Annotated in this window: 19 protein-coding genes; 10 read left to right on the top strand and 9 right to left on the bottom strand. The window is 61.8% G+C overall.

Features of this window, described 5'->3' with window-relative positions:
- The first annotated feature begins 66 nt into the window (after nt 1-66).
- Nucleotides 67-1,197, top strand: a complete 1,131-nt coding sequence (locus RVY79_RS14125) for an efflux RND transporter periplasmic adaptor subunit (protein WP_317464982.1) — start codon at nt 67-69, stop codon at nt 1,195-1,197.
- On the top strand, nt 1,197-4,313 hold the full coding sequence (locus RVY79_RS14120) for an efflux RND transporter permease subunit (RefSeq protein WP_317464981.1): 3,117 nt from the start codon (nt 1,197-1,199) through the stop codon (nt 4,311-4,313). Before RVY79_RS14125 ends, RVY79_RS14120 begins: the two co-directional genes overlap by 1 nt.
- Nucleotides 4,314-4,453: 140 nt before the next feature.
- Here the strand turns inward: RVY79_RS14120 and RVY79_RS14115 are convergent, their stop codons facing one another.
- Complete coding sequence (locus RVY79_RS14115; RefSeq protein WP_317464980.1) at nt 4,454-5,455, bottom strand: aldo/keto reductase; 1,002 nt, start codon at nt 5,453-5,455, stop codon at nt 4,454-4,456.
- A gap of 379 nt (nt 5,456-5,834) precedes the next feature.
- Here RVY79_RS14115 and RVY79_RS14110 point away from each other — a divergent pair, with 379 nt between their 5' ends.
- The 5 genes from RVY79_RS14110 to RVY79_RS14090 all read left to right on the top strand — a co-directional run bounded on the left by RVY79_RS14110 (nt 5,835) and on the right by RVY79_RS14090 (nt 11,197).
- On the top strand, nt 5,835-7,589 hold the full coding sequence (locus tag RVY79_RS14110) for a methyl-accepting chemotaxis protein (protein ID WP_317464979.1): 1,755 nt from the start codon (nt 5,835-5,837) through the stop codon (nt 7,587-7,589).
- A 289-nt stretch (nt 7,590-7,878) separates the two neighbouring features.
- Nucleotides 7,879-8,676, top strand: coding sequence for an ABC transporter ATP-binding protein (locus RVY79_RS14105; protein WP_317464978.1), 798 nt, complete (start codon nt 7,879-7,881; stop codon nt 8,674-8,676).
- A complete protein-coding gene (locus RVY79_RS14100; RefSeq protein ID WP_317464976.1) occupies nt 8,673-9,380 on the top strand; it encodes an ABC transporter ATP-binding protein in 708 nt (235 codons plus the stop codon). Before RVY79_RS14105 ends, RVY79_RS14100 begins: the two co-directional genes overlap by 4 nt.
- A 3-nt stretch (nt 9,381-9,383) precedes the next feature.
- Nucleotides 9,384-10,253: a branched-chain amino acid ABC transporter permease gene (locus tag RVY79_RS14095; RefSeq protein WP_317464974.1), complete on the top strand. Its 870-nt coding sequence runs from the start codon at nt 9,384-9,386 to the stop codon at nt 10,251-10,253.
- Nucleotides 10,253-11,197: a branched-chain amino acid ABC transporter permease gene (locus RVY79_RS14090; RefSeq protein WP_317464972.1), complete on the top strand. Its 945-nt coding sequence runs from the start codon at nt 10,253-10,255 to the stop codon at nt 11,195-11,197. The genes RVY79_RS14095 and RVY79_RS14090 overlap by 1 nt, the downstream gene beginning before the upstream one ends.
- A gap of 135 nt (nt 11,198-11,332) precedes the next feature.
- On the opposite strand, the gene RVY79_RS14085 is transcribed toward RVY79_RS14090, so the two are convergent.
- Complete coding sequence (locus RVY79_RS14085) at nt 11,333-12,547, bottom strand: ABC transporter substrate-binding protein (RefSeq protein ID WP_317464971.1); 1,215 nt, start codon at nt 12,545-12,547, stop codon at nt 11,333-11,335.
- Between RVY79_RS14085 and RVY79_RS14080 the strand changes: the two genes are divergently transcribed.
- Nucleotides 12,547-14,298, top strand: a complete 1,752-nt coding sequence (locus tag RVY79_RS14080; protein ID WP_317464969.1) for a Na+/H+ antiporter NhaC family protein — start codon at nt 12,547-12,549, stop codon at nt 14,296-14,298. The genes RVY79_RS14085 and RVY79_RS14080 overlap by 1 nt on opposite strands.
- Before the next feature lie 179 nt (nt 14,299-14,477).
- Complete coding sequence (locus tag RVY79_RS14075) at nt 14,478-14,783, top strand: JAB domain-containing protein (protein WP_317464968.1); 306 nt, start codon at nt 14,478-14,480, stop codon at nt 14,781-14,783.
- 398 nt (nt 14,784-15,181) lie between these two features.
- Here RVY79_RS14075 and RVY79_RS14070 read toward each other — a convergent pair whose 3' ends face one another.
- A complete protein-coding gene (locus RVY79_RS14070; RefSeq protein ID WP_317464966.1) occupies nt 15,182-16,033 on the bottom strand; it encodes an AraC family transcriptional regulator in 852 nt (283 codons plus the stop codon).
- Nucleotides 16,034-16,213: 180 nt separating this feature from the next.
- On the opposite strand from RVY79_RS14070, the gene RVY79_RS14065 reads away from it, so the two are divergent.
- Complete coding sequence (locus RVY79_RS14065) at nt 16,214-16,993, top strand: alpha/beta hydrolase (RefSeq protein WP_317464965.1); 780 nt, start codon at nt 16,214-16,216, stop codon at nt 16,991-16,993.
- A gap of 25 nt (nt 16,994-17,018) precedes the next feature.
- On the opposite strand, the gene RVY79_RS14060 is transcribed toward RVY79_RS14065, so the two are convergent.
- The 6 genes from RVY79_RS14060 to RVY79_RS14035 are packed head-to-tail and all read right to left on the bottom strand — an operon-like array spanning nt 17,019 to nt 25,046.
- On the bottom strand, nt 17,019-18,299 hold the full coding sequence (locus RVY79_RS14060; protein ID WP_317464963.1) for a benzoate/H(+) symporter BenE family transporter: 1,281 nt from the start codon (nt 18,297-18,299) through the stop codon (nt 17,019-17,021).
- A 54-nt stretch (nt 18,300-18,353) separates the two neighbouring features.
- Nucleotides 18,354-19,157, bottom strand: coding sequence for an enoyl-CoA hydratase/isomerase family protein (locus RVY79_RS14055; protein WP_317464962.1), 804 nt, complete (start codon nt 19,155-19,157; stop codon nt 18,354-18,356).
- Between the two features lie 28 nt (nt 19,158-19,185).
- The gene (locus RVY79_RS14050; RefSeq protein ID WP_317464960.1) at nt 19,186-20,715 is read right to left on the bottom strand and encodes an AMP-binding protein; all 1,530 of its coding nucleotides are present in this window, start codon (nt 20,713-20,715) and stop codon (nt 19,186-19,188) included.
- A complete protein-coding gene (locus RVY79_RS14045; protein ID WP_317464958.1) occupies nt 20,715-21,221 on the bottom strand; it encodes a (2Fe-2S)-binding protein in 507 nt (168 codons plus the stop codon). Before RVY79_RS14045 ends, RVY79_RS14050 begins: the two co-directional genes overlap by 1 nt.
- A complete protein-coding gene (locus tag RVY79_RS14040; protein ID WP_317464957.1) occupies nt 21,202-22,050 on the bottom strand; it encodes an FAD binding domain-containing protein in 849 nt (282 codons plus the stop codon). Before RVY79_RS14040 ends, RVY79_RS14045 begins: the two co-directional genes overlap by 20 nt.
- Nucleotides 22,047-25,046, bottom strand: coding sequence for a xanthine dehydrogenase family protein molybdopterin-binding subunit (locus tag RVY79_RS14035; RefSeq protein ID WP_317464955.1), 3,000 nt, complete (start codon nt 25,044-25,046; stop codon nt 22,047-22,049). The genes RVY79_RS14040 and RVY79_RS14035 overlap by 4 nt, the downstream gene beginning before the upstream one ends.
- Between the last annotated feature and the right edge of the window lie 196 nt (nt 25,047-25,242).

Raw genomic sequence — 25,242 nt, 5'->3', positions numbered from 1 at the left:
CGCGACAGCCGTTACGCAGGTGTTAGCTTCACGGTCGCCATCGAGCCGAGACCATAACGAGACACTATGCCCGTATCTTCTCTTCTGGCCGTAACCGCTTACGGCCAGCGTCGCCTAGGAGTGGCGCTACTTGGCCTGCTGATGCTGGGAAACGCCAACGCACAGGACACCGACGCGCGCACGTCAGTCATCGCCGCCCCCGTTGTTACCACTCAATGGAGCGACCCGCTGGAAGCGCTGGGCACGTTGCATGCCGACGAAAGCGTAACGCTTTCTGCCACCGTGACCGATACCATTACCGAGATCAGCTTCAACGACAGCCAACGTGTCGCGCAAGGCGACCTGCTGGTCCGTCTCGACGATAGCGCGGAGCAGGCCGAACTGCGTGCCGCTCGCGCATTGCGACAAGAGCGCGAAAACGCCGTGCGCCGCGCCCAGCAACTCCAGGATCGCAATGTCGGTATCCGCGCCGACGTTGAGGATGCCAAGGCTCAACTCGCTCAGGTCAACGCGCAGATCGACGAGATACAAACACGTCTCGCCGATCATCGCCTGCGCGCACCGTTCGCCGGCACCGTGGGCCAGCGTGATATCAGTGTCGGCGCCCTGGTCACGCCTGGCACCGAGCTCATCACACTCGACAAAATCGACCGCATGAAGCTCGACTTTACGGTCCCCGCAACATTTCTCGGTGCACTCGCGCCCGGCATGTCGCTGAGCGCCACCACGGCCAGTTACCCCGAGCAGGTCTTTCGCGGCGAGGTCACCAGCATCGGCACCCGCATCGACCCCGTGTCGCGCAGCGTCAGCGTACGCGCCCAGCTGCCCAATCCCGAACGCACGCTGCGCCCCGGCATGCTGATGATCGTGACCCTGGAACGCCGCCCCCGCGACACGCTGGTAGCCCCGGAATCGGTGCTCGTGCCCAGCGGCGAGCGCCAATACGTGATGCGCATCGTGCGTGACGCGGACAATCGAATCCAACGTCGCCGCGTGGAAATCGGCGAGCGTCGCGCCGGCGAGGTCGAGATACGCAGTGGACTCCAGGCGGGCGACTGGGTCGTCAGCCACGGCACCACCAAGGTGCGCGACGGGGACCACGTCGATATCCTCGCCCTCGACGATGGCAGCCGCGAGATCAGCGACATCCTCGAAGCCGCCCGCGACGACGACTCACGTGGCGGAGAAAGCGACTAATGCGTCTTTCCGATACCGCCATTCAGCGTCCGGTGCTGGCGACCGTCTTCGCCCTGCTGTTGATCGCCTTCGGCCTGATCGCCCTCGAACGACTCCCGGTGCAGGAATACCCGGCCATCGATCCCCCCGTGGTGAGCATCGAAACGAACTACCCAGGGGCCTCGGCGGATGTGGTGGAAACCCGCATCACGCAGGTGCTCGAGGACCGCATCGCCGGCATCGAAGGCATCGACCTCATCGAATCGACCAGCAGCGACGGCGAGTCGGAAATCGACATCACCTTCAACCTCGATCGCGATATCGAGGCAGCGGCCAACGACATTCGCGATCGCGTCTCCGGCGTGAGCGACAACCTGCCTGAGGAAGCCGAGCCCCCGGAGGTGGAAAAGGCCGACAGCAGCGACGATGTCATCATGTGGCTGAGCCTCACGGCGGAGGGCTACACGGTGCCCGAGCTGACCGACTACGCCAATCGCTACCTGGTCGATCGTTTCGCCACGCAAACCGGGGTGTCACGCGTGCGCGTCGGCGGCGGCAAGGAATACGCCATGCGCGTCTGGCTGAAGCGCAATGCCCTGGCCGCTCGCGGGCTCACCGTCACCGATGTGGAGGACGCGCTGCGCGCCGAGAACGTGGAACTGCCCGCCGGCTTCCTGGAGTCCGACTCGCGGCAGTTCACCTTGCGCCTGCCGCGCAGCTTCGAAACCGCCGCAGACTTCCGTGACCTGGTCATCGCTCAGGGCGACGACGGCTACCTCACGCGCTTGAGCGATGTGGCCGGCGTCGAGGTCGGCTCGGTGGAGGAGCGCTCGCTGTTTCGCGGCAACGGCGTGCCCATGGTCGGCCTGGGCATCATGAAGCAGTCCACCGCCAACATTCTGGAGGTGTCCCAGGGCGTCAAGGCGGAGATGGCGCGCCTCGAGTCGACCCTGCCCGACGGCATGCAGATGCGGCTCAACTTCGACTCCTCGGTGTTCGTCTCCGGGGCGCTGAAGGAGGTCGTGGCCACGTTGTTCATCGCCATGGGGCTGGTCGTCGTGGTGATCTTCCTGTTCCTGGGCAACGTGCGCACCACCCTGGTGCCCGCGGTCACCGTCCCGATCTCGATCATCGGCACCTTCATCGCCCTGAACGCCTTCGGCTTCACCCTCAATCTGCTCACGCTGCTGGCGCTGGTGCTGGCGATCGGCCTGGTCGTCGACGACGCCATCGTGGTGCTCGAGAACGTCCACCGGCGCATGCAGCTCTACGGCGAAACGCCACTCGTCGCGGCGTTTCGCGGTACACGCCAGATCGGCTTCGCGGTCATCGCCACCACCCTGGTATTGATCGCGGTGTTCGTGCCGTTGAGCTTTCTGCGCGGCGACATCGGCCGGCTGTTCACCGAATTCGCGCTGACCCTGGCCGCCGCCGTGGCGATCTCGTGCCTGCTGGCGCTGTCCCTGGCCCCGATGATGTGCTCCAAGGTGCTCGATCCCCGCATGCATGAAAGCCGCATCAGTCATGCCGTGCACACCCTGCTCGACGCCACCCAGCGCCTGTATCGCCATGTGCTGGTCACCCTGCTGCGCTGGCGCTGGGCGTGTCTGATGACGTTCGCCGCGTTGCTCGGCGCCACCGTGTGGCTGTTCGGCGAACTGCCCAACGAGTACACCCCGCAGGAGGACCGCGGCAACTTCTTCATCCTCGTCAACGGTCCCGAAGGCGCCACCTTCGACTACATGCAGGATTACATGGACGAGATAGAGGCGCGCCTGCTGCCGCTGGTCGACGAAGGGGAGATTCGCAACATCTCGGTGCGCGCACCGCGTGGCTACGGCAACATCGAGAACTTCAACGACGGCATAGTGATCGTCAGCCTCGCGGCATGGGGCGAGCGGCGCTCGGCCTGGGATATCATGGCCGACGTGCGCCGGCGCCTCGCGGACCTGCCCGGCGTCGAGGCGGCACCGGTGATGCGGCAGGGCTTCGGTGGGCGCATACAAAAACCGGTGCAATTCGTGATCGGCGGTGGTACCTACGAATCGCTGGTCACCTGGCGCGACCAGCTGCTCGAACGCATACGCGCTGACGAGGACTCGGGCCTGACCGCCCTGGACAGCGACTACAAGGAAACCCAGCCACAGTTGCGCATCGAGATCGACTACCAGCGCGCCGCCGCCCTGGGCGTGAACGTCGACACCATCGGCCGCACACTGCAGACGCTCCTCGGCGGTCGCAGCGTCACCAGCTATGTCGATGACGGCGAGGAATACGACGTCATCCTCGAGGGCGAGCGCGACACGCAGCGTAGTCCCAGTGCCCTGAACAACGTTCAGGTGCGCTCCCAGCGCAGCGGCGAACTCATCCCCCTGGCGAGCCTGGTCACCCTCAGCAACTATGCCGACGCCAGTGAGCTCAACCGCTTCAATCGTGTCCGCGCCATCACGCTGGAAGCCAACCTCGCGGACGGCACCACCATGGGCGAGGCGCTGGACTATCTCAACACCATTGCCGACGAGGAACTGCCTGCCGACGCCATGATCGATTACAAGGGGCCCTCGCGGGACTATCAGGAAGCCAGCGGCGCCACCGCCTTCCTGATGCTCATGGGCCTGCTGGTGGTTTTCCTGGTGCTCGCGGCGCAGTTCGAGAGCTTCGTGCATCCGCTGGTCATCATGCTGACCGTGCCCCTGGCAATCAGCGGCGCTCTGCTCGGTCTGTGGCTGACCGGCCAATCGCTGAACATCTACAGCCAGGTGGGCATGGTGATGCTGGTGGGGCTGGCCGCCAAGAACGGTATTCTGATCGTCGAATTCGCCAATCAGCTACGCGATGAAGGCCGCGCCTTTCGCGACGCTCTGATAGACGCCTCGGTGACACGCATGCGTCCGATCCTGATGACCGCCTTTACCACTATGGCTGGCGCCGTGCCTCTAATTTTCGCCAGCGGCCCCGGCGCCGAGACGCGTCTGGTCATCGGCACGGTCATCTTCAGTGGCGTAGCCGCCGCGACGCTTTTCACGCTGCTCGTCGTGCCCGTGGCCTACGATCTTCTGGCACGGCACACCGGTTCCCCCAGCGATGTGGCACGGCGCCTCGAGCGCGAAATGGGCACCGCCACGTCCGAGTCATGATCGAAAAAACCCGGCCATCCTGGCCGGGGCATTTGCACGGCGAATCCTTTGCCGTACGTCCATCGTAGGCGGTTCGGTGACGCTTGCCTGTCAGCGATATCTGACATGCGATGTACGTTCAGCGCTTATAGCGTCTGGCATCACGCAAACTCCTCGGTATCGATATCCGCCTGCTGCGCATCGTTGTAGCGTCCGCCACGCACTTGATCGGGCGTCATCATCGCGCTCAATTTTTCGAGCGAGGTAGCATCCAATCGCAATGTTTCCGCGGCCAGGTTCTCACGCATATGAGCGATATCACGCGTGCCGGGAATGGGTACGATATCGGCCCCCTGCGCCGTCACCCACGCCAGCGCCAACTGCCCCGGCGTTATCTCCAGCTCATCGGCCAGCGCAGTGAAATCCGCCAACAGACGCTTATTGTGCGGGTAATGCTCGTCACTGAAACGGGGCATGCCGCGCCGCATATCACTTTCTTCCAGACGCGTCGGGTCCGGCACCGCATCCGCCAGAAAGCCCCGGCCCAGCGGGCTAAACGCCACCAGCGTGGTGCCTAGTTCGCGACAGACTTCAAGCAAGGCAATCTCGGGGTTACGCGTCCACAACGAATATTCCGACTGCACCGCCGCCACCGGAGATTCGGCGTGGGCACGGCGCAGCGTCTCGGCGGAGACCTCGGAAAGCCCCACGGCACGCAGCTTGCCCTCCTCGACCAGCCGCCCCAGCGCCCCGACGCTTTCCTCGATGGGCACCTGACGATCCATGCGATGCAGGTAATAGAGATCCAGCCGGTCGGTACGCAGGCGCTGCAAGCTCGCCTCGCACTGCCGGCGCAGCGTCTCGGGGCGTCCGTCGATCACCTTGCGGCCCAGCGCCGGATCGATCGCCATGCCGCATTTGCTGGCCAGCAGCAACTGATCGCGCCGCCCCTCGAGCGCCTTGCCCACCAGCGACTCATTCGCCGTCGCCCCGTAAAGCGTCGCGGTATCGAAATGGCGATAGCCCATCTCGAACGCCGCCTGCAACGCCCGTACACCCTCAGCCTCCGATACCGGCGTCCCATAGCCATGGGACAAGTTCATGCAGCCAAGCCCGATGATCGGCGACGTAACCTCCTCCAGAAGAGACAACACATTCGGCATAGGGAAATCCTTGTAAACGAGTGGCATAAAGACCGACCAGCAGCCGGGAGGACAGATGCACAGCTTAGCAAGATAACGGCGGACAAGGCTGCGGTTTCACAGGTATTTACAGCTATCCCAGCAAGACAACCCTATTGGAAATAGCTTCGACTGGCGTTGCTGGAGCGCATGCACCACTGCGAAGTCCAGCAGCAGCGTACGGGGGAATTGGACAAGGATCTCGATGGCCAGGTGCTGAAAGTCCGCAACGCTTAGTACGCTCCATAAACCTGATGGGGGGACTTAAGCATAGTTAACCAAAGTCGTATCCAGATGCTCTCGGATATGCCGATAAAGCAAGGACACGAAGCATTCACTCTGTACACGGGAGGTCGTCTGGATGGCCACGACAAGACACGGGTCGCACCGCGGTATTTCGCTAAGCTTGCAGGGCAAAGTCCTGCTGCTGGTACTCGTTCCATTATTGCTGATGACTGTGACCCTGACCGGAGTAGTCGCTTACGATCTCGTCCAGGCATCGCGCACCGCCCTGGCCGAGCAGCGCGACATGTTGATCGAGTCGCGTAAAGCCGCCGTGCAGAACGTCATAGAAACCGCCAAGTCTGCCATTGCCCCCATCGTCGCCGAAGCCGGTCCCAACGACGCCGAAGCCCAGGCCCGCGCCAAGGAGATCCTCAGCAGCATGCGCTTCGACGGCAGCAACTACGTCTTCGTCTACGCCTACGATGGCACCACCCTGGTACAACCGGTGAAGCCAGAGAGCATCGGCAAGAACGCCATCGAGACCCAGGACAAGCACGGCAACCTGTTGATTAGCGACATGATCGAGCTCGCCAAGCAGGGAGGCGGTCATTACCAGTACGCCTGGCCGCATCCGGACAGCGGCGAGATCGCAACCAAGTATTCCTATGCCACTGGGATCGACAAGTGGAACTGGATGCTGGGCGCGGGCACTTATGTCACCGGCATCGACGCGGCCATGGCCGCTGTCGAGGCTACTCAGGCGGCCGAACTGCGCAGAGTTTTGATCGCTACCGTACTGATCGGTGCAGCCATCTTCGTCATCGTGGCCCTCATCGCCTACTGGCTGACCCGACGCACCATCCAGCCCATCCGTCGCACCGCCCATGCCATGCAGGACATCGCCCAAGGCAAGGGTGACCTGACCCGGCGACTCGAGATTGAAAGTCGCGACGAGGTCGGCGAGCTGGCGACCCAATTCAATGCCTTCGTGGCACGGATGCAAGAGACTCTACGCGATGTCCGCACCAGCACCGCTCAGGTCTCTCGTGCTTCGGACGAGATTGCCCACAGTAGCGAAGAGTTGGCAACACGTACCGACCAGGCTGCCGCCAATTTGCAGGAAACCTCGGCCTCGATGGAAGAGATCACCTCCACCGTCACGCATAGCGCCGAATCGGCACAGCAGGCCAATCAATTGGCCCAGACCACGGCCGACGTGGCACGCCGCGGCGAAACCTCGATGAGCCAGGTCGAGCGCACCATGAACGATATCAATGCCTCGGCGGCCAAGATCGGCGAGATCATCACCATGATCGACTCGATCGCCTTTCAGACCAATATCCTGGCACTCAATGCCTCGGTGGAAGCAGCCCGCGCCGGCGAGCATGGTCGCGGCTTCGCCGTGGTCGCCGAGGAAGTGCGCACACTCGCCAGCCGCTCCAGCGAGGCCTCGCGGGAGATACGCGAGCTGATCGATACGTCCGTCACGTACACCCGCTCAGGCACCGAACTGGTGCGCAGTGCGGGCGAGACCATGCAGGAGATCGTCTCCAGCGTCGCCCGCGTCACCGATGTGATCGGCGAGATCAGCGCAGGCGCGAAGGAACAAAGCAGTGGCATCAGCCAAGTCAATGTCGCGGTGACGGAAATGGACACCATGACCCAGCAGAACGCCGCCATGGTCCAGCATACCGCTGCTAGCGCCGACGCCATGCGCGAACACGCCCAGCGTCTGAGCCAATTGATCAACGGCTTCGTGCTCGGCGAGGACGAGGGATCGACGACTTCCCGTCAATCTGCTTCGCAGCCGGCGGGATACTCGGCACCGGTGCGAAGCGAGAAAACCAGGTCGCCGGTACCCAGCGAGAGTGATGACTGGGAGGCGTTCTAGGCTCTGCCTAACAAGTGCCTATAAGATTGAAACGCCTACCTGATGAACTGGCTGCTAGGGCCTTCAGTCAGTTCACAGTTCATTCTGATGAGGTCATCCTGTGGCCACGTCGTGGCTAGCTCTACAACGGACACGTACTGGTTCCATGCGGACATGACATTGATATCAATCGCCTGATAGGGTTAATTGTGTTACTGCGTGTACAAGTTCAACTAGGCGAGAGGAGCCCGGCTAACCGCCAGATCCGCACGCACACAACCACAACAAGACGCTTACGAGGCATTCTCCCTTGATCCGAATCGACAACGTCTCCAAGGCGTTCGGCGGCCTGCAGGCGGTACGGGGCGTTTCCTTCGAGGTAACGCAGGGCAGCATCACCGGGCTGATCGGCCCCAACGGGGCCGGCAAGAGCACACTGTTCAATATCGTCGCCGGACTCTTCCCCCCTTCCAGCGGCCGCGTGCTGCTCGACGGCCAGGACATCACCGGCCTGCCTCCGCATACGCTGTTTCACCGCGGCTTGGTGCGCACCTTCCAGATACCCCATGAATTCTCGCGCATGACGGTGCGCGAGAATCTGATGGTGGTGCCGCCCGGCCAGAGCGGCGAGAACCTGTTCAAGAGCTGGCTGCGCTGGGGCAAGGTCAAGCAGCAGGACAGCGAGGTGCTTGACCGCGTCGACGATGTGCTCAAATTCCTCGAGATCACCCACGTTGCCGACGAGCTCGCCGGCAACCTGTCGGGCGGTCAGAAGAAGCTGCTCGATCTGGGCCGCACGATGATGACCGGCGCCAAGGTAGTACTGCTCGACGAACCCGGCGCCGGCGTCAACCGCACCCTGCTCGGCAAGATCCGCGAAGCGATTCTGCGGCTCAACCGCGAACGCGGCTACACCTTCTGCGTCATCGAACACGACATGGACCTGATCTCGGCGCTGTGCGAACCGGTCCACGTGATGGCCAACGGCGAGCTTATCGCCTCCGGCTCGATGGAGATGCTGCGCCAGAACGCAGAGGTCCGCGAGGCCTACCTGGGCGGCGGCGCCAGCGGCCGGATGGGCACAGCGGATCAAGGAGAGCCCTCATGAGCAGCCTGCTCGAAGCCAAGGGTCTCTACGGCGGCTATGGCGGTGTCGACATCCTCCAGGGCACCGATCTGCGCGTGGAGACCGATGAGATCGTAGTCATCGTCGGCCCCAACGGCGCCGGCAAGTCCACCGCCATGAAGGCGATCTTCGGCCTGCTGAAGGTACGCGAAGGCAACGTCCTCTACCGTGGCGAGACGATCACCAACGCCAAGCCCGAACAGATGGTCCGCCGCGGCATCGCCTACGTGCCCCAGGAGAAGAACGTCTTTCCGTCGCTGACGGTGCGAGAGAATCTCGAGATGGGCGCCTATCTGATGAAAGGCGACCTGTCCAAGCGCCTCGACAAGGTCTATACGTTGTTTCCCAAACTCGCCGAGCGGCGCCGCCAGCAGGCCGGGCTGATGTCCGGCGGCGAGCGCCAGATGGTCGCCATGGGCCGCGCGCTGATGATCGACCCGCAGCTATTGATGCTCGACGAACCCACCGCCGGGCTCTCGCCGCTGTTGATCGACGAGACCTTCGAACGCATCCAGGAGATCAACGCTCAGGGCATCGGCGTGCTGATGGTCGAGCAGAACGCCAAGCAGGCGCTGTCCATTGCCAGCCGGGGTTACGTGCTGGCCACCGGCAGTAACCGTCACGAAGACACCGGCCCCAACCTGTTGGCCAACCCGGAAGTCGCCGAAATGTTCCTGGGAGGCTGAACCATGAGCGATATCCTGCAACTGCTCGTCTACGGCCTGGTGCTGGGCAGCGTACTGGCCATGGGCGCGATCGGCGTGTCGATGATCTTCGGCATCCTGCGCTTCGCGCACTTCGCGCATGGCGACTTCATGACCCTCGGCGCTTACCTGGGGCTGGCCTTCATCTCGGCCTTCGGGCTGAGCGCGTGGTGGGCGCTACCCGCGGCGATGGTCGGCATGGCCGTGGTCGCGGTGTTCATCGACCAGGTGCTCTACCGACGCATTCGCCGCACCCAACCGGTGATCCTGCTGATCGCCTCGTTCGGCATGGCGCTGATCCTGCGCAGCCTGGTGCAACTGATCTGGGGCTCCGACAACCAGACCTACGCCTCGGGCATCCAGTTTCCGTGGCGGCTCGACTGGCTGGGCGGCCTGCGGCTCAAGCCCGACCATCTGTGGATCATGTTGATCTCGCTGGGCCTGGTCGTCGGTGTGCATCTGTTCCTGACCCGCACCCGGCTGGGCAAGGCGATGCGCGCGATGTCCGACAACATGGACCTGGCGCTGATTTCGGGGATTCCCGCCGAGCGCGTGATCATGGTCACCTGGGTGATCGGCGGCGCGCTGGCGGCCGCGGCAGGCGTGTTCCTGGGCATCGACACGCGCCTGCACCCGGTGATGGGCTGGACCACCCTGCTGCCGGTATTCGCCGCGGCGATTCTCGGCGGCATCGGCCGGCCCTACGGCGCCATTGCCGGCGGCATGATCATCGGCGTGTCGATGGAAATGTCGACGCTGCTGATCCCCGCCGCCTACAAGCCCGCCGTGGCCTTCGCGATCATGGTCGGCATGCTCATCCTGCGTCCACAGGGCATCTTCAAGGGGACTGTGTGATGGAACTCACCGGCATCGCCTCGTACCTGGTCTCGTTTCTGACCTTCGCCGGCATCTACGCCGTGCTCGCGCTGGGCCTCAACATGCAGTGGGGGTTCACCGGTCAGTTCAACATCGGTGTCGCCGGCTTCTTCGCCGTCGGCGCCTATACCAGCGCCATCCTCACCACACCGTCGAGTCCCGACTACCTGGGCGGCTTCGGCATGCCCTTTTTGGTCGGCCTCGCCGGCGCGGTCATCGCCTCGACGCTGCTCGGCCTGGTCGTCGGCCTGATCACCGCGCGGCTGCGCACCGACTACCTGGCCATCGCTTCGATCGGCATCGCCGAGATGGTCCGCCTGTTCGTCAAGAACGAGGATTGGCTGACCAACGGGGTGCGCGGCATCGCCGGCATCGACCGGCCAATGGCCGACACCGCGCTGGCCAGCCCGTTCGCTTATCTGGTGATCGTGGTGTTATTCGTCGCCGGCGTGTATGTTCTGGTCGAACGCGCCTACGGCTCTCCCTGGGGCCGGGTGCTGCGCGCCATCCGCGAGAACGAACCGGCCACCGCAGCGGCCGGCAAGTCGATCGCCAGCTTCCGGCTACAGGCGTTCGTGCTGGGCTCGGCAATCATGGGCCTGGGCGGCGGACTCTATGCCCACTTCTTCGGCTTTTTGAGTCCCGAAGCGTTCATGCCGCTCTACGGCACCTTCCTGGTCTGGGTGATGCTGATCGCCGGCGGCAGCGGCAACAATCGCGGGGCAATCCTCGGTGCCATCGTGGTGTGGGGCGTGTGGTCGGGCACCGCGCTACTCACCGACCTGCTGCCCACCGAGTACGCCACTCAGGCCGCGGCCCTGCGCGTGCTGTTGATCGGCGTGTTACTGCAGGTGATCCTGGTATTGCGCCCCGAGGGGATTCTGCCCGAGAAGCCGCCCAGGCTGACCTCCAGGAAGCGCTGAGTGGCAAGACCGCTCCCAGCAAATAGCCCATTGATGATGAACAGCAATCGCTAAAAAGCGCCCTCGGCCAAGGCCGGGAGCGCTTCGTTTGCTTAGGGGCATTTGACCGGCGACCGGTCGGTTGCCTGCTCGCAATTACATCTTGGGTTCGAAGATCCGAGTGGTAACCACTTCACCATCCTTGAAGGTCCACTCACCGAAGGTCCCCGGCACGTCGCCGTTGGCATCGAAGTTGACCGTGCCGGACGCTCCCTCGTAATCGATCTCCTGGCCCCCTTCCAGCAACTTGACGGCTTTCTCGAATTCGCCCGGGCCGACCTTCTCACCCGGTGGGTTGGCGACGGCACGCAGTTGATCGCGAATCGACACGCTGTCGGTGGTGCCGGCCGCCTGGGCCGCCAGCGAGAGCAGGTAGAAGGCGTCGTAGGCGGTATCCAGATAGGGCTTGGGCGGCAGCGAACCGTATTCGCCCTCATAGGCGCTGCTGAAGTGCTGGGCTCCCGGCGAGTCGGCGCGGGCCTGCGGCACGGTGCCCACCGACCCCTCGAGGTATTGCGCACCCAGGTTGTCGACCAGCTCGGGGGCCTTCATGCCGTCGGTGAAGACGAAGTTCTTGAAGAAACCGCCCTCCAGCGACTGACGCAGGATGGTCTGTCCGTTTTCCGGGTAACCGATCAGTACCAGTGCCTCGGCAGCGTCGTTGGCGGCCTGTTGAAGTTCGCCGCGATAGGCCGCCTGGCCCTGTTCGTAGGCCACCGACGCGGAAACCGTGCCACCCGACTTCTCGAAGGCCTTGGTGAAGGCATCGGCAAGCCCTTTGCCGTAGTCGTTGTTGATGTAGATGATACTGACGTTGTCGTAGCCCTTTTCCTGGGTCACTTCGGAGAGCGCCACCCCCTGGAAGGCGTCCGACGGTACGGTACGGAACAGGAAGTCGTCGTCATTCAGCGAGGTGATCACCGGCGAGGTCGAAGCACTGCTGATCTGCGGCACCTGTTCAGGCTTGGAGACGCTCTGCGCCACGGGGATGGTCACCCCGCTGGAGAGCGCGCCGAAGATCGCGTTGACGCCTTCGATGTTGACCAGCTTCTGGGCCGCGGCCACGCCAGGTTGGGGAGAGGTTTGGGTATCGCCGCTGGCGATCTGGACATTCTCACCGAGCACACCACCGGCGGCATTGATCTCCTTGGCAGCGAGTTGCGAGGCCTTGAGCGCAGGCTCGCCATAGCTTTGCAGGTCGCCTGTCAGCGGCACCAGCACACCGATCTTGAGCGGATCGGCCAAAGCGGAAAGACTGGTGGCCAAGGCCACCGCGGAAATGGCACCGATAAGCGGTTTCTTGACGGTCATTGCAGAAGGCTCCTTTTGCAGACCTTAATTGTTGGTTGATCGGCGGGCATGACCCTTCATTTTGGTATCAACCCGTGATCCAGCATAAGCGGATCGCTGGTAATAGACAAAGCGTCGCAGATGGATATCGACGACGGTCCGTGGATGCTGCTAAAACGGAAAGGGCTAAAAAAGCAACAAAGACTAGGCTCGCTCCTGATACACATCAGTCAACGACCCACCAAGGGATCAATCGCATGGATGCTCTAATATCGCTGGCTCCCCCTATCGCCGCTGTCGTGCTGGCGCTGCTTACGCGCCGAGTCAATATCTCGCTTTTCTTGAGCATTTTGCTGGGCGCCTGGATCGTGGCTGGCAATCCGTTTGCAGCCGTCGGCCAGACGTTCGATTGGTTCGCGGAGGTAATGACGGACGAATGGAACGCTCGCTTTCTCGTCCTCGTGTCCTTGCTCGGCGCCGGTGCCGCCTTCATGCATACCACCGGCGGCTCCCAAGCCTTGGCAAAGTGGCTTTCAGGCAAGGTGTCCTCCTCGAGAGGATCGCTCCTCCTCACCTGGCTGCTCGGCGTCGTGATCTTCTTCAACGACTACGTCAACTCGGTCATCGTGGGGAATGCCTCGCGCGACCTGACGGCCAGACACAAAGTCTCGAGGGAAAAGCTGGCCTGGACCATCGACGCAACATCCGCGCCCATGGCGACCCTGGGCCCCGTCTCCGACTGGATCGGTTACCAAGTCTCGCTCATCGCTGGTGCGTTCGCCGTGCTCAGCTTGACGAGCGAACAACCCTACTGGACCTTTCTGCAATCGATTCCCTGGAACTTTTATGCCCTGCTTTGTCTGGCATCGGTTCCCATGATCATCCTCATGGGCGACTTCGGCCCCATGAAGCGCGCCGAGCATCGCGCCCAGGAGACCGGCGAACTCGTCGCTCCCGGCGATAACCCGCTCTCCAACGTCGAAGACGATCTGGGGGACGTACCCGAAGGCAGAGGGCGCGTGTGGAATTTCTTGATTCCGCTTGTCGTGCTTATCGGCGTCGCTTGTTGGGCGCTCTGGTATACGGGCGGGGGTAATGAAGGTAAGCCGCTGATGGAGGCGATTGCGGATACCGATGTCAGTGTCTCGCTCAGCTGGGCCGCCTTCGCGATGGTCGTCGTCGGGATAGTTATGGCACTGCTTCAGCGCCAATCGTTGGAAGCCTGCGAGAACACCTTGTTGGCTGGCTTCAAGACCATGCTGCCGGCGCTGGTCATCATGGTGCTGGCCTGGTCGATCGGCACCGTCACCGGCGCTCTTGAAACCGGCGATCATGTCATAGCAGCGACGCAGAGCTGGCTGTCGCCAGCCCTACTGCCGATCATCATTTTCGCCATTGCCATGGTGATATCCTTCTCGACCGGGAGTTCCTGGGGCGCCATGGCGATTCTGACGCCGATTGGCGTGCCTCTGGCGTACAACATCGGCGACATGACACTCGTGAGCATGGCGATCGGTGCCATCTTCTCCGGCTCGATCTTCGGCGATCACTGCTCTCCCATCTCGGACACGACGGTGATGGCCTCCATCTTCTCCGGCTCAGACCACGTCGCTCACGTCAAAACCCAAATCCCCTATGCGCTGGTTCCGGCCTCCGTCAGCGCCCTGCTCTACCTCGGGACGATCATCATCGCGTCCCCCTATATACTGCTGGCTATCGGCCTGGTGCTCCAGGCAGTAGTTATCAAGCTCTTGGCCTCGAGGCGCGCTTAACGCGAGGAAGCCGCTCCTAGGGGCGGCTTTCTAGAATTGCATCCGGAGAAGTCTTCGGCACCTACCACGTTACCAAGGCAGCGACCGAAGGTGAGTAGTTGCAGATTGCGAAACGACTCGCCTGAAGTCGGCTGGCCTAAGGGCACAAGATCAATCGGCCCAAGCTCGCGATTAAATATTTGCAGGTACCTGCTACAGGACTAAAAAATGAGGTATTCAGTGCCCTGTTTTTCAACATCCAGCATCGTGTCATCCGCTTCGAAGGACTCTCACGGTACAGCGTCTCCCGCAAGCAGAGTCTGCAACGCCACCGCTGTGATCTTGGCACACAACCCTCTTTGGGCGACGCTGCACCCAGCGACGCGGACCGGCGAATCACCCAGCGGTTCAAGGAAGCACTGGGGCTCGTGGAGATCCGGGTGATCGATCATGTGGTGGTCGGGAGCAAGGGATGTGAGTCCTTTGCGGAGCTGGGGTATCTGTGACCGCGAGTCACGACATAACGCCGGTGCTTCCCCATTGGGGAAGCACCGGCTGTTCACGGCATTATTTAATTTTTGGGGGCTGGTTGTTGACAGCCAACAACGGATTTAACACCGTCAGAACGCACTTTTTGTGATGAAGGCGAAGCCGAAACGGGGGAAGATGTCGTTGTGACTAGCCTTCGAAAGTCGCCAAGCTGCCAGCCATATGCCTAAGCTCGCGCTTCCTTGGGTGCGCGATACTGCCAAACGCAGCGATACCGAAGCACTCACCGTTTGGCACAAACGAACCCCCAGCGGCGCCCTCTCCTCGCCGAAATATTTTCAGCCCATGCCGATGACCACGCTTCACGAGAGTTTCCTGCAGGGCACTCTGGATAACAAAGCAGTCGTACGCGCACTCAAGGCGAATAGTCGTCCATGACACGTTGATACTGACTGGGCGCCGCCCCGATATGGCGGCGGAAGAAGCGTGTGAAATGCCCCTGTTCAGAAAAACCCAGCGCTAGGGATAACTCCCCCAACGAGCCTTGGCTATTACTGGCAAGCCAATCGAATGCCGACTGCATACACCTCATGTTAGCAAGCATTTGCGGTGTCATGCCCGTGGTCTTCTTAAACAGCGAGAAGAAGTGGCCTCGTGACAGGCCACACTGACGCGCAACAGCATCAAGGTCCAGATCGCCGGGCGGGGCCTGCAGAATGAGTTCCGTCGCGCGTCGAACGCGAGCATCGTAGAAATCGCCCCCCGTACCAGCTCTCAACCTAGCCAGATGGTGCCAGTCGGAGTGCTTTTCCACGATCGATATCAGAAGATCGAAGAGCAGACTCTCCATCTCGTCGCGGGTCTTAGGTGCGAAGCCCAGCATTTCACCGATCAGGATGTCGGCCATTCGCCTCATGCGAGGCGTCAACTCGACACAAGGCTGAGAGAAGAAATCAGGACGAGCGCTTGTCGACAAGTCGGTCTGGAGTGCGGCCAGCCACCTCGGCTCGATGTAGAGCGCCAGGATCAGGCTCTCGGAAACACCCGTCTGGTGATCGTAGAAGTGAGGTTCCCAGGCGTTGACGAGTATGGCGGTCTCGTCGGTGAGCGGAAACCGACACCCTCGTACCGAGAAATAGGTGTTCTCCCCGGTTGCCTTGATGAGTACGTGGCATTCCGAGTGAGCATGGGGCACTAGCGGCTCGTCCATGTCCAGCAGGGCGATCCGCCCGAACCCACCGTGAAAGATTCGACAGGCGTTCGACATGGTGATCTTGTTTCCTGCAAATACTTAACTAGTTAAGATGATAGCCTAACACTCTAGGCTGATCGTTACGCAGGCGTTCCACCAAAGGGGAAGAGCGAATCTTGAGCAACGATCGCTCCTCGCCACCCGGACATATCGTCCATCATGATGGCTCTGCGGCACAGGATCGGATATTGCGCCATGGCTCTTCGCTTCATCGAACTTCCTTCGACCCGGCTCGAATATGCATCGTTCGGAGCGTCCACTTCCAAGCCCCTTTTCTGTCTGCTGTTGCACGAGGGGCTGGGCTGCGTGGATCTCTGGAAGGACTTCCCCTCCCACCTCGCTACAACCCTCGGTTGTGAAGTCGGCGCCTACAGCCGACGAGGCCATGGCCATTCCTCACCCGCTGAACCGTCGCGCCCAAGCGATTATTTGGAGCGTCAAGGTTGCGAAGAATTGCGACGAGTGCTCGATATTCTTCGCTACGACAACGTCATCCTGATCGGCCACAGCGACGGCGCGACGATTGCGCTGGCCTACGCGGCACAGTACGCGGATCCACGCATCTGCGGCGTCGTGGCCATGGCACCCCATGTCTTCGCCGAGCCGCAATGCATCGAAGCCATCCGTTCCACGACACGGCGTTATGCTAACCAAGACCTGCGTGCCCGACTAGCGCGTTACCACGGCGACAACGTTGATGCGGTATTTCACAGTTGGAGCGATACTTGGCTCTCTGCCAACTTCGCCGATTGGGATATCACTCCCATGATGGGAGAAATCTGTTGCCCCCTTCTCCTGATTCAGGGCGAAGAGGACGAATACGCCAGTGCTCGACACCTCGAGCGCATTCGCCAACGGGCAGGCGGGCCTTGCCGAACAGTCTGGCTACCCGCTTGCGGTCACGTTCCCCAGCGGGACTCCCGGGATGAGACGCTGGGCGTCATCGCCGAGTTCGTGGCCACCATCGACCATTGATCGTTCGCCCATCTTGAGCCGCGATCTAAACGCGCTTTCCCGCCGGCGCCATCGTTTCCTCGGGCTGCGCGGCCGGCTCGCGAGGCGTTTCACGCAACAACGCCGATACTGCGATACCGGCAACCAAGGCCCAGAACGGTGAACTGATACCGAAAAGACTCAGATTGCTCATGGCCACGACCAGTGCCACGAAAGCCCCAACCTGATAGCCGATCTGCTTGTTGAAAGCCTGCTGTAACGCGGCCAGCAGTACGCCGATCATCGCCACGCCAGCGATGCTGGCGATCAGTGCCTTGGGCAATGCCTGGATCAGGGGAACCGCGCCGCCGGCGAAGAGACCAAATGCGCAGAAAAGCACGCCATTGACAAGCGTCGCGCCATAGCGCCTTTCACGTTCCTCACCCGCTTGCTCGGAGGCACAAATCGCCGTCATCGGCCCGGCGATATTGGCGTTGTGGCCGCCCAGGAAGCCGGCCAGGATACCGCCGATACCGCTGATGATCGCCATCGCGTTGATCGGCGGCCGATAGCCCTCGGCCAGCAGAACGCCCGTAGCCTGGGCGTTTTCAGCTCCCAGCACCAGCGCGGCCAGCGGAATCGAGATCGCCATAAAGGCATCGAAGGAGAAGTGCGGCATGGTGAATTGCGGTGCCACCATCGCGATGTCCACGTCCCCCGCTTGGATGCTGCCGCTGACATAGGCCACTACGAATCCCACGACCGCAGCGACCAACACTGGCGGCACGGATTTCAAAAAACGCGAGGTCAGAAAGAATGCCAGCAGCGACGTGCCCGCGATCAGAGGCGCTGCCCCGATCGACTCCACAGCCCCCACGCCAAAGCGGATCAGCGCTCCGGCGATCATTGCCATGACGATGGGCATAGGCAACCAGCGCATGACTCGGCCGACTAGTCCACTAGCGCCTAGGAGCAACACGACGACACCCGCCATGACGAAGGCACCAATGGCTTCCGAAAACGGGATCGTTACCAGGGCCGCGCTCATGATAGCGGCCCCTGGGATCGAATAGGCGCCAGTGATCGGCTGACGATAGCGCAGCGCCATGACCAGACTGATCAGCCCTCCCAGGAAATAGACGGCGAATAGCCAGGCGACCGTTTGACCGTTGGATAGCTTTCCGGCATTAGCGGCGCTGATTACGATCAGCGCCGGCCCAGAGCAACCGAATAGGGTGGCGACGACGCCCGCGCTGACTGCTTTGATAGAAAGCGCTGAGCGAAGACTCTGCAGGGCACCGCCAGGCAGCTTCACGGGATGGACGTTTTGATCATTTTCAAGAGACATGGCATGGCTCCTTATTTTTTGTCGTGTTGATTGAACGAAACGCCGAGCCGGAGATTACTCTCCCCGGAAGCTGGCCTTGCGCTTGGCGTGAAATGCTTCGACACCTTCGCGAAAGTCATTCGAGCTGCGTAGGCGGCTATAGCAATGTCCTTCCATCTCGATAGCGACCGAGAGCGAGGCATCCTCGTTGTCATTGATCAACTTCTTCGCGGTTCGCTGGGCCAGCGGCGAGAACCGGCGAAGCTCGTCCACCAGCGACTGCGTGGCGGCTTCCAGCTCGCCGTCCGCCACGCACTCCGTGGCAATGCCCCATTCCAGCGCCGTGGAGCCGCTAATGCGCTTGGCGCGCATCACCATGTGCTTGGTGCGAGCGATACCAATGATCTTCTGCAGTCGCGCGGAGCCACCTGAACCGGGGATCTGGCCGAGGTTTTGCTCGGGCAGCGCATAGCGCGTGGTTTCGGAGGTGATGCGGAAATCGCACGCCAGGGACAGCTCGAAACCGACACCGAAGGTGTATCCCCGGTTGGCGGCAATGACCGGCTTTTCACAACGAGCCGGTGCCGCGACGTTCCAGGCGAGCTTGGAGACATGCTCGGGCGAGGCTTCGAGAAATCCCTTGATGTCGCCCCCGCTGGAAAAATGTTCGCCGTTGGCACGTAGAACGATCACGCGCACGTCGTCATGCGCGTCAAGGGCTTCGAAGACCTGTCGAAGATCATCGCGCTGTGGCATGGCGATCACGTTGAGCGGCGGTCGGTCGAGTACGATATCGGCACGTTCGCGCTCACTGTCGATATGCACGTCGAAGCCGTCGAAATCGGAAGAGAGAAAGTCCAGGGTCGATTGCTGAGTCATGACGGTTCCTTGATGAAGTGATGAAAATCTATTCCGCAACCAGGGAGTCGGCGCGACCGGCCAACAGAACGCGGCGTAGCACCTTACCCACTGCAGACTTGGGGATTTCGTCAACGAAGAGATAGCGTCGCGGGCGCTTGAAGCGCGCCAGGCCGGCATCGATACAGTGCTGATCAAGTGCCTCCTCGCTGACGTTGCCGCGAGGTTTAATGAAGGCAGCGATGACCTGCCCCCACTGCTCGTCCGGGAGTCCGGCGACCACCACCTCGTCGACTTGAGGATGTAACGAGAGCGCGTTCTCGATCTCTACAGGACTGACGTTCTCACCGCCGGTGATGATCAGATCGTCGATCCGACCGGTGACGAACAGGTCGCCCTCCGCGTCGAAGTACCCCATGTCGCTGGTGAAATACCAGCCGTTGCGCAGTGCCTTATGATCGGCGTCCGGGCGTCGCCAGTAGCCGGAGAAGGCCTCGTCACCTGCCAGGTCAGCGATGATTTCGCCCTCTTCTCCGTGCGGCACGACATCGTCCGGTGATTCGGCACCGACGCGCACGATACGAATGCGCTGATTGAGCGAGGTCCGCCCCGAAGAGCCGGGCTTGCGGCTGGCCTGCTGGTCGATGGTGAAGGTGTAGATTTCGGAGCAGCCGTAGTGATTGACGAACAGACTCGGCTTGAACGCGTCTTCCACCCGCGCCATCAGACCGGCACTCATTGCCGCGCCAGCGAAACCAAGCTTGTCGACGCTGGCGACACGGTCGGCGCTGAACGTCGGGTGCTCGATCAGCAGGTGATAGAGAGTGGGCACCAAGTAGAGATTGGTCACCTGCTCGCGTTCGATAGCCTCGAGGGTGGCCTCGGGATCGAACTTGGGCACACAAACGAAGCGGCCGTCGATCAGCGCCATCGACAACAGCGAGCGCACGCCCATGGTGTGGTACAACGGCATCACTCCGAGTGTTCTCTCATCGTGGCGATAGAGATTTTGCGCCACATGAGCGACGGCGGCGGCACGCTCGGCACGGTGGGTACGCGGCACGCCTTTCGGCTGGCCGCTGGTACCGGAGGTGTAAAGCATCAGTGAGATATCCTCCGGTGCGGCACGGCAAAGCGTTTCGCCGCATCCGCCAAGCAGCGAGTCGAACGCCACCGCGCCGTCGTCACCGCATTCGCCGACGGCGATGCGGGGGATCGCGAGAGCTTCCCGACACGCCAGCACGGCGTCAGCGCCAGCGGCGTCGAAGGCCACGCCGCGCGCCTCAGCGTTTTCGAGAACATACCGGACCTCCCGCGCCGTCGAGCGCCAGTTGATCGGCGTGACGATGATACCGGCGAACTGGCACGCCCAGTGTAGGGTCGCCATTTGCCAGCGGTTCTGCATGACCACCACCAAATGATCCCCCCGGCTCAGGCCGAGTGATTCGAGCCCCCGCGCCACGCTCTGAATATCGTCCAACCAATCGACATAGGTCCGCTGGAAATCGCCGTCAGTGATCGCCAACGCCTGCGGACGACGTTCGACCGTCGCGAGAAAACTGCGGCCAAGATCGAACATTACTGCTCCTCCTCTCGATGGTTCTGTCGTCTGCGAGCCACAGCCAAGACCGCCTGGACGATGCCAGTGTAACCAGTGCAGCGGCAAAGGTGTCCGGACAGCATATCGCGCACCTCTGCCTCACTCGGGTCGGGTACGCGACGCAGGAATTCATGGCAAGACATCAAGATGCCCGCCGTGCAAAAGCCGCACTGCAAAGCATGGTGATCCCGGAATGCCCGCTGCAGATCATCTAGCCCCCCCATCTCACCCAGTGACTCGACAGTCTCCACACGACGCCCCTCGGCCTGTACCGCGAGCATCAAGCAGGAGCGTGTGGCACGCCCGTCGACTATCACTGTGCAAGCGCCACAAACACCGTGCTCACAGCCGACATGGGTACCAGTTACTCCAAGCTGATGACGCAGGAAGTCGCACAGTTGAGTTCGCGACTCGGCATGAGAGCTGCGTTCGCTTCCGTTCAGCGTGAGCGTGACCCGGTGGCGATCATCGTGACGGATATACATCGGCCGCCTCCTCTGCAGTTGTTTCTGCCGCAATCAGGCGGCGTCCCATTTCGCGTACCAGATGTCGACGGTAAGCCGCCGAGGCATGCGCGTCGTTCTGAGCATCGAGCGACCAGGCCAGCACATTGAGCGCCTCGGCCAGATCGTCATCACGTGACAGGCAACGCACGACCGGACGATCTGCGACACCACCGACACCGAGCTGGATTTCGCGCTCGCCGATGTCGGCTGCCAGTGCCACGATGGCGAAATCGCCGTGGCGCATGGCTACTTCCTGGAAGCGATAGATATGATGTTCCTGCTTAAGAGGGAAGCGCACTTCGGTAATCAGTTCGTCGGGCCGACGCTCGGTGGTCAGAATCCCTTGGAAAAAATCGCCACCGGCAATGCGGCGAGTCCTGCCGCGTCGAGTCTCTAACACCACTTCGCCACCGAGCGTAGCGAGACAAAGCGGCAACTCGGCGCTGGGGTCGGCGTGGGCTATGGAGCCACAGACGGTGCCACGGTTGCGGGTCTGGAAGTGGCCGACCCAAGGTAGAGATTCGGCGAGAAGTGGCACGTCGTCGGCAAGGGAATCATATTCGAGTAGCTCAGCCTGAGTAGTGGCAGCGCCGATGGCCAGATAGCCATCACGCCGTTCGATGTAGCGAAGCTCGTCGATGGCGGCGATATCGACCAGCGCACGCGGCTGGCTCAAACGCATGTTGAGTACCGCCATCAGCGACTGTCCGCCGGCGACGATACGGGCATCTTCACCGACCTCAATAAGCACCTCGATGGCTTCGCGACGTGTGCGTGGGCGGTAATAGTCAAATGCGGCCGGTTTCATGCGTCACCTCCTCGGTCGGTTAGACGATGTTTGATCCGCTGCCACAGAGACCGCTTCACCTTGGCGCCACTCATCTGGCGGGAAAGACGCGAGAATATCTGACCGATCAGCATCTTCGAGGCGCTGGAGAGCATGCGCCCGCCGACAGACGCGATCTTGCCCCCGATGGTCACTTCATAGTCGTAATCAAGGCGAGTATGGCCGCCCTCAATCTCGGTCAAGTGGATCCGTGCCGCGCCCTCGGCATCTCCCATGCCGCTCCTGCCGGCTCCTGAAAGGCACAGCGAACGGGGCGGATCGAGGTCCGTGAGCTCCACGCGGGCATCAAAACGCGCCCGGATCATGCCAACCCCCACAGTGACGTCAGCGCGATAGGCGTTTTCCCCTGTCAGCTCCAGCGAATGGCAGCCAGGAATCATCGCTTTCAGCGTGTCGGGGTCTAGAATGCTGTCGAAGACTCGCTGCGGCGAAGCGGGGATTTCCACGTCGTCGCTGGCAGCCAGCGTCGAACCGCCGCCCGCCGTGGTTTCGATACTGTCCTCACCGACGCCCTCCGGACGCGGAGGCTCCTCGATGCCCATCAACGTGCGTACTTTCGAGGGCGTCAGCGGCAGCTCGATGTCTCCCGGCTCGACCGTATCGCCTAACGCGTCCGCCACCGCGTTAGCGATACAGACAGGAGTGCTCATGTTGTTGCCTTCCCCTACCCCCTTGGATCCCAGCGGGGTGAACGGTGATGGCGTTTCCATGTGCAGGATGCGCGGGTCGGGCACTTCCATGGTGGTGGGGATCAAATAATCAGCCAGCGTGCCCGAAAAAAAACTGCCATCCGGGCCATAGTGGAACGCCTCATAGAGCGCGGCTCCTACGGCCTGGGCGAAAGCGCCGCGCACCTGACCGTCAACCAGTTGCGGATTAAGCATGCGGCCGGCGTCATGCAACGTAACGTAACGATCAATCTCAACGCGTCCAGTCAGAGCATCAATCGCCACACCGCAGTAGTCGAAGATGAAGCCGTAACACAGTGAGCTGTTGATGCGTTCGTCTTCGTCCGGCGCGGTCAACTCGGCGGGTGTCCAGAAAGCGGTCTCGCGTAACCCTCCCGTTTCCGATTCGGGCAACGTCCCCGGCGCCCAGTGGGTGGCACCGGCGAGACGGTGAAACGAGGTGGCGTGTGCTCCATCTTGCGTGTAAACCCGCCCCTCACCGAAGAGAATATCTTCCGCCGAAACCTTCCACTGCTGGGTGGCGATAGAGACCAGCCGTGAGTGGATCTTAAGCGCCGCCTTGTGCACTGCTCCAGCCACTGCACCGGCGAACCGGCTAGAGTAGTTGCCCGAGGCGATCGACCAGGCATCCTTGCCAGTATCGAGCTCGACATCGACACGGATGCTCTCCAGAGACACCCCAAGTACATCCGCCACTACCTGCGCAGCGACGGTTCGATGCCCTTGCCCCTGAGGCGTGGATGAGACATGGACGCTGACGCCCCCCATTGGGTCGACACTGACGGTCGCCGTACTAACCGCCCCGTTCTTGAGCCCAGCACGACGGCGCTCTTCCGGCGTCTGGGCCATGGTGATGTAACCCATGTTGGAGATCGATGGTTCGACCGCCACGGTATAGCCGATACCATAGCGTCGGCCCTCTCGTCTGGCCGCGTCGCGTCGCGCCAGCAGTTCGTCAAGCCCGCCCTGCTCGATACCGAGTTCAATGCCACGCTGATAATCGCCGGAATCCAGTAACGCCCCGGCGGCACAGCGATATGGAAATGCATCGGAGGGAACCAGATTCCGCCGGATGACGTCGAGTGGATCGATTTCGAGCTCGACAGCGATCCTCTGCATCAGGCGCTCGAGTGCGAAATAGACCTGAGGCCCCCCGAAGCCACGATTCAGCCCCGTCGGCGTTTTGTTGGTCAAAACGATGCGGTTGCGCACCTCAAGGTGGCGGATGGCGTAGGCACCGGTGAGATTGCCGTGCATACGGTAGGTAGTCGCGGGCTCTGGCGCTCGCAGATAGGCACCGCAATCGTCGAGCTGGTCGAAGCGCAATGCCGATACTTGGCCTTGGTCATCGAAGGCGGCCTCAATAGTGGTGACGCGGTTGGTCGCCGACGATGCGGCCTGCAGGTGCTCCAGGCGATCCTCAACCCACTTGACCGGCGCGCCTACCTTGCGCGCAGCCAGCGCCATCATCACCACATAGGGAAAGGCGCCCTGCTTGATGCCGAAACTGCCGCCGGAATCCGGCGGCGTGCGCAGTCGCAAGCGATTGGCCGGCACCCGCAGGGCCCGCGACATGACCGAATGAAGCGCGTAGGGGCCCTGGAAGTTGGCCATGACATCGTAACCACCCTCGGCGGGGTCGTACTGGCCCACGACGACGTAGCATTCGATCGGTGTGCAGGCATTGCGTGGGTAACGAACCTTGAGTGATAGGGTTCGCTGCGCCGTTTCGAACGCGGTATCCGGTTCGCCATATCGGAAGTGACGGTCATTGACAACATTGCTGGCGACATTCTCATGGAGAGTCGGTGCCTCATCATCGGCCGCCGCTTCGGGATCGACTACCGGTGTCAGCAGCTCATAATCAACCTCGACAGCTTCAAGCGCATCCTCAGCCAGATAACGATCTTCTGCGATGACCACGGCGACCGGCTCACCGACATGACGTACCTTGTCAACGGCCAGGCACCAGTGCTCCATCGATTGACGCACTCCGACGGGAAACGGCGATGCCCAAAGTCTGACGTCCTCTCCCGTCAGTACACCACGAACGCCCGGCCGCTTAAGCACCTCGTCAACCACTAGTCGCGTTATTCTGGCATGGGCATGAGGTGATCGAACGACCGCCGCGTGGAGTGTCCCTGGCGGAATGGCAAGATCGTCGGCGTAACGCCCCAACCCGCGTAGCAGCGCCTCGTCCTCGACGCGCGGCTGGCGCTTGCCGATGTAAGTGCGTGGCTCGTCGTGAAGCGATACCTGTGAATTCATCGAATACTCCCAATGGGCATGACCCTATATCTGGGAGTCTATGGCGAGGGGCGATCACTACGCATTGCCGCTGAATACGGGCTTTGTCCCTTCAGTCCGCACATTTACCCCTGAGTCCGATTTCAAGACCAAAGTCTAATCGGGACCAACGCCCGAATGATGCCGCATGCTCGACCTGGAGTATCGGCCATGGTGT

It is taken from the genome of Chromohalobacter sp. HP20-39, assembly GCF_033052815.1.
Classification (GTDB): Bacteria; Pseudomonadota; Gammaproteobacteria; order Pseudomonadales; family Halomonadaceae; genus Chromohalobacter.
Note: the sequence above shows the minus strand (reverse complement) of the source record. Positions and strands in the feature narration are given on the sequence as shown.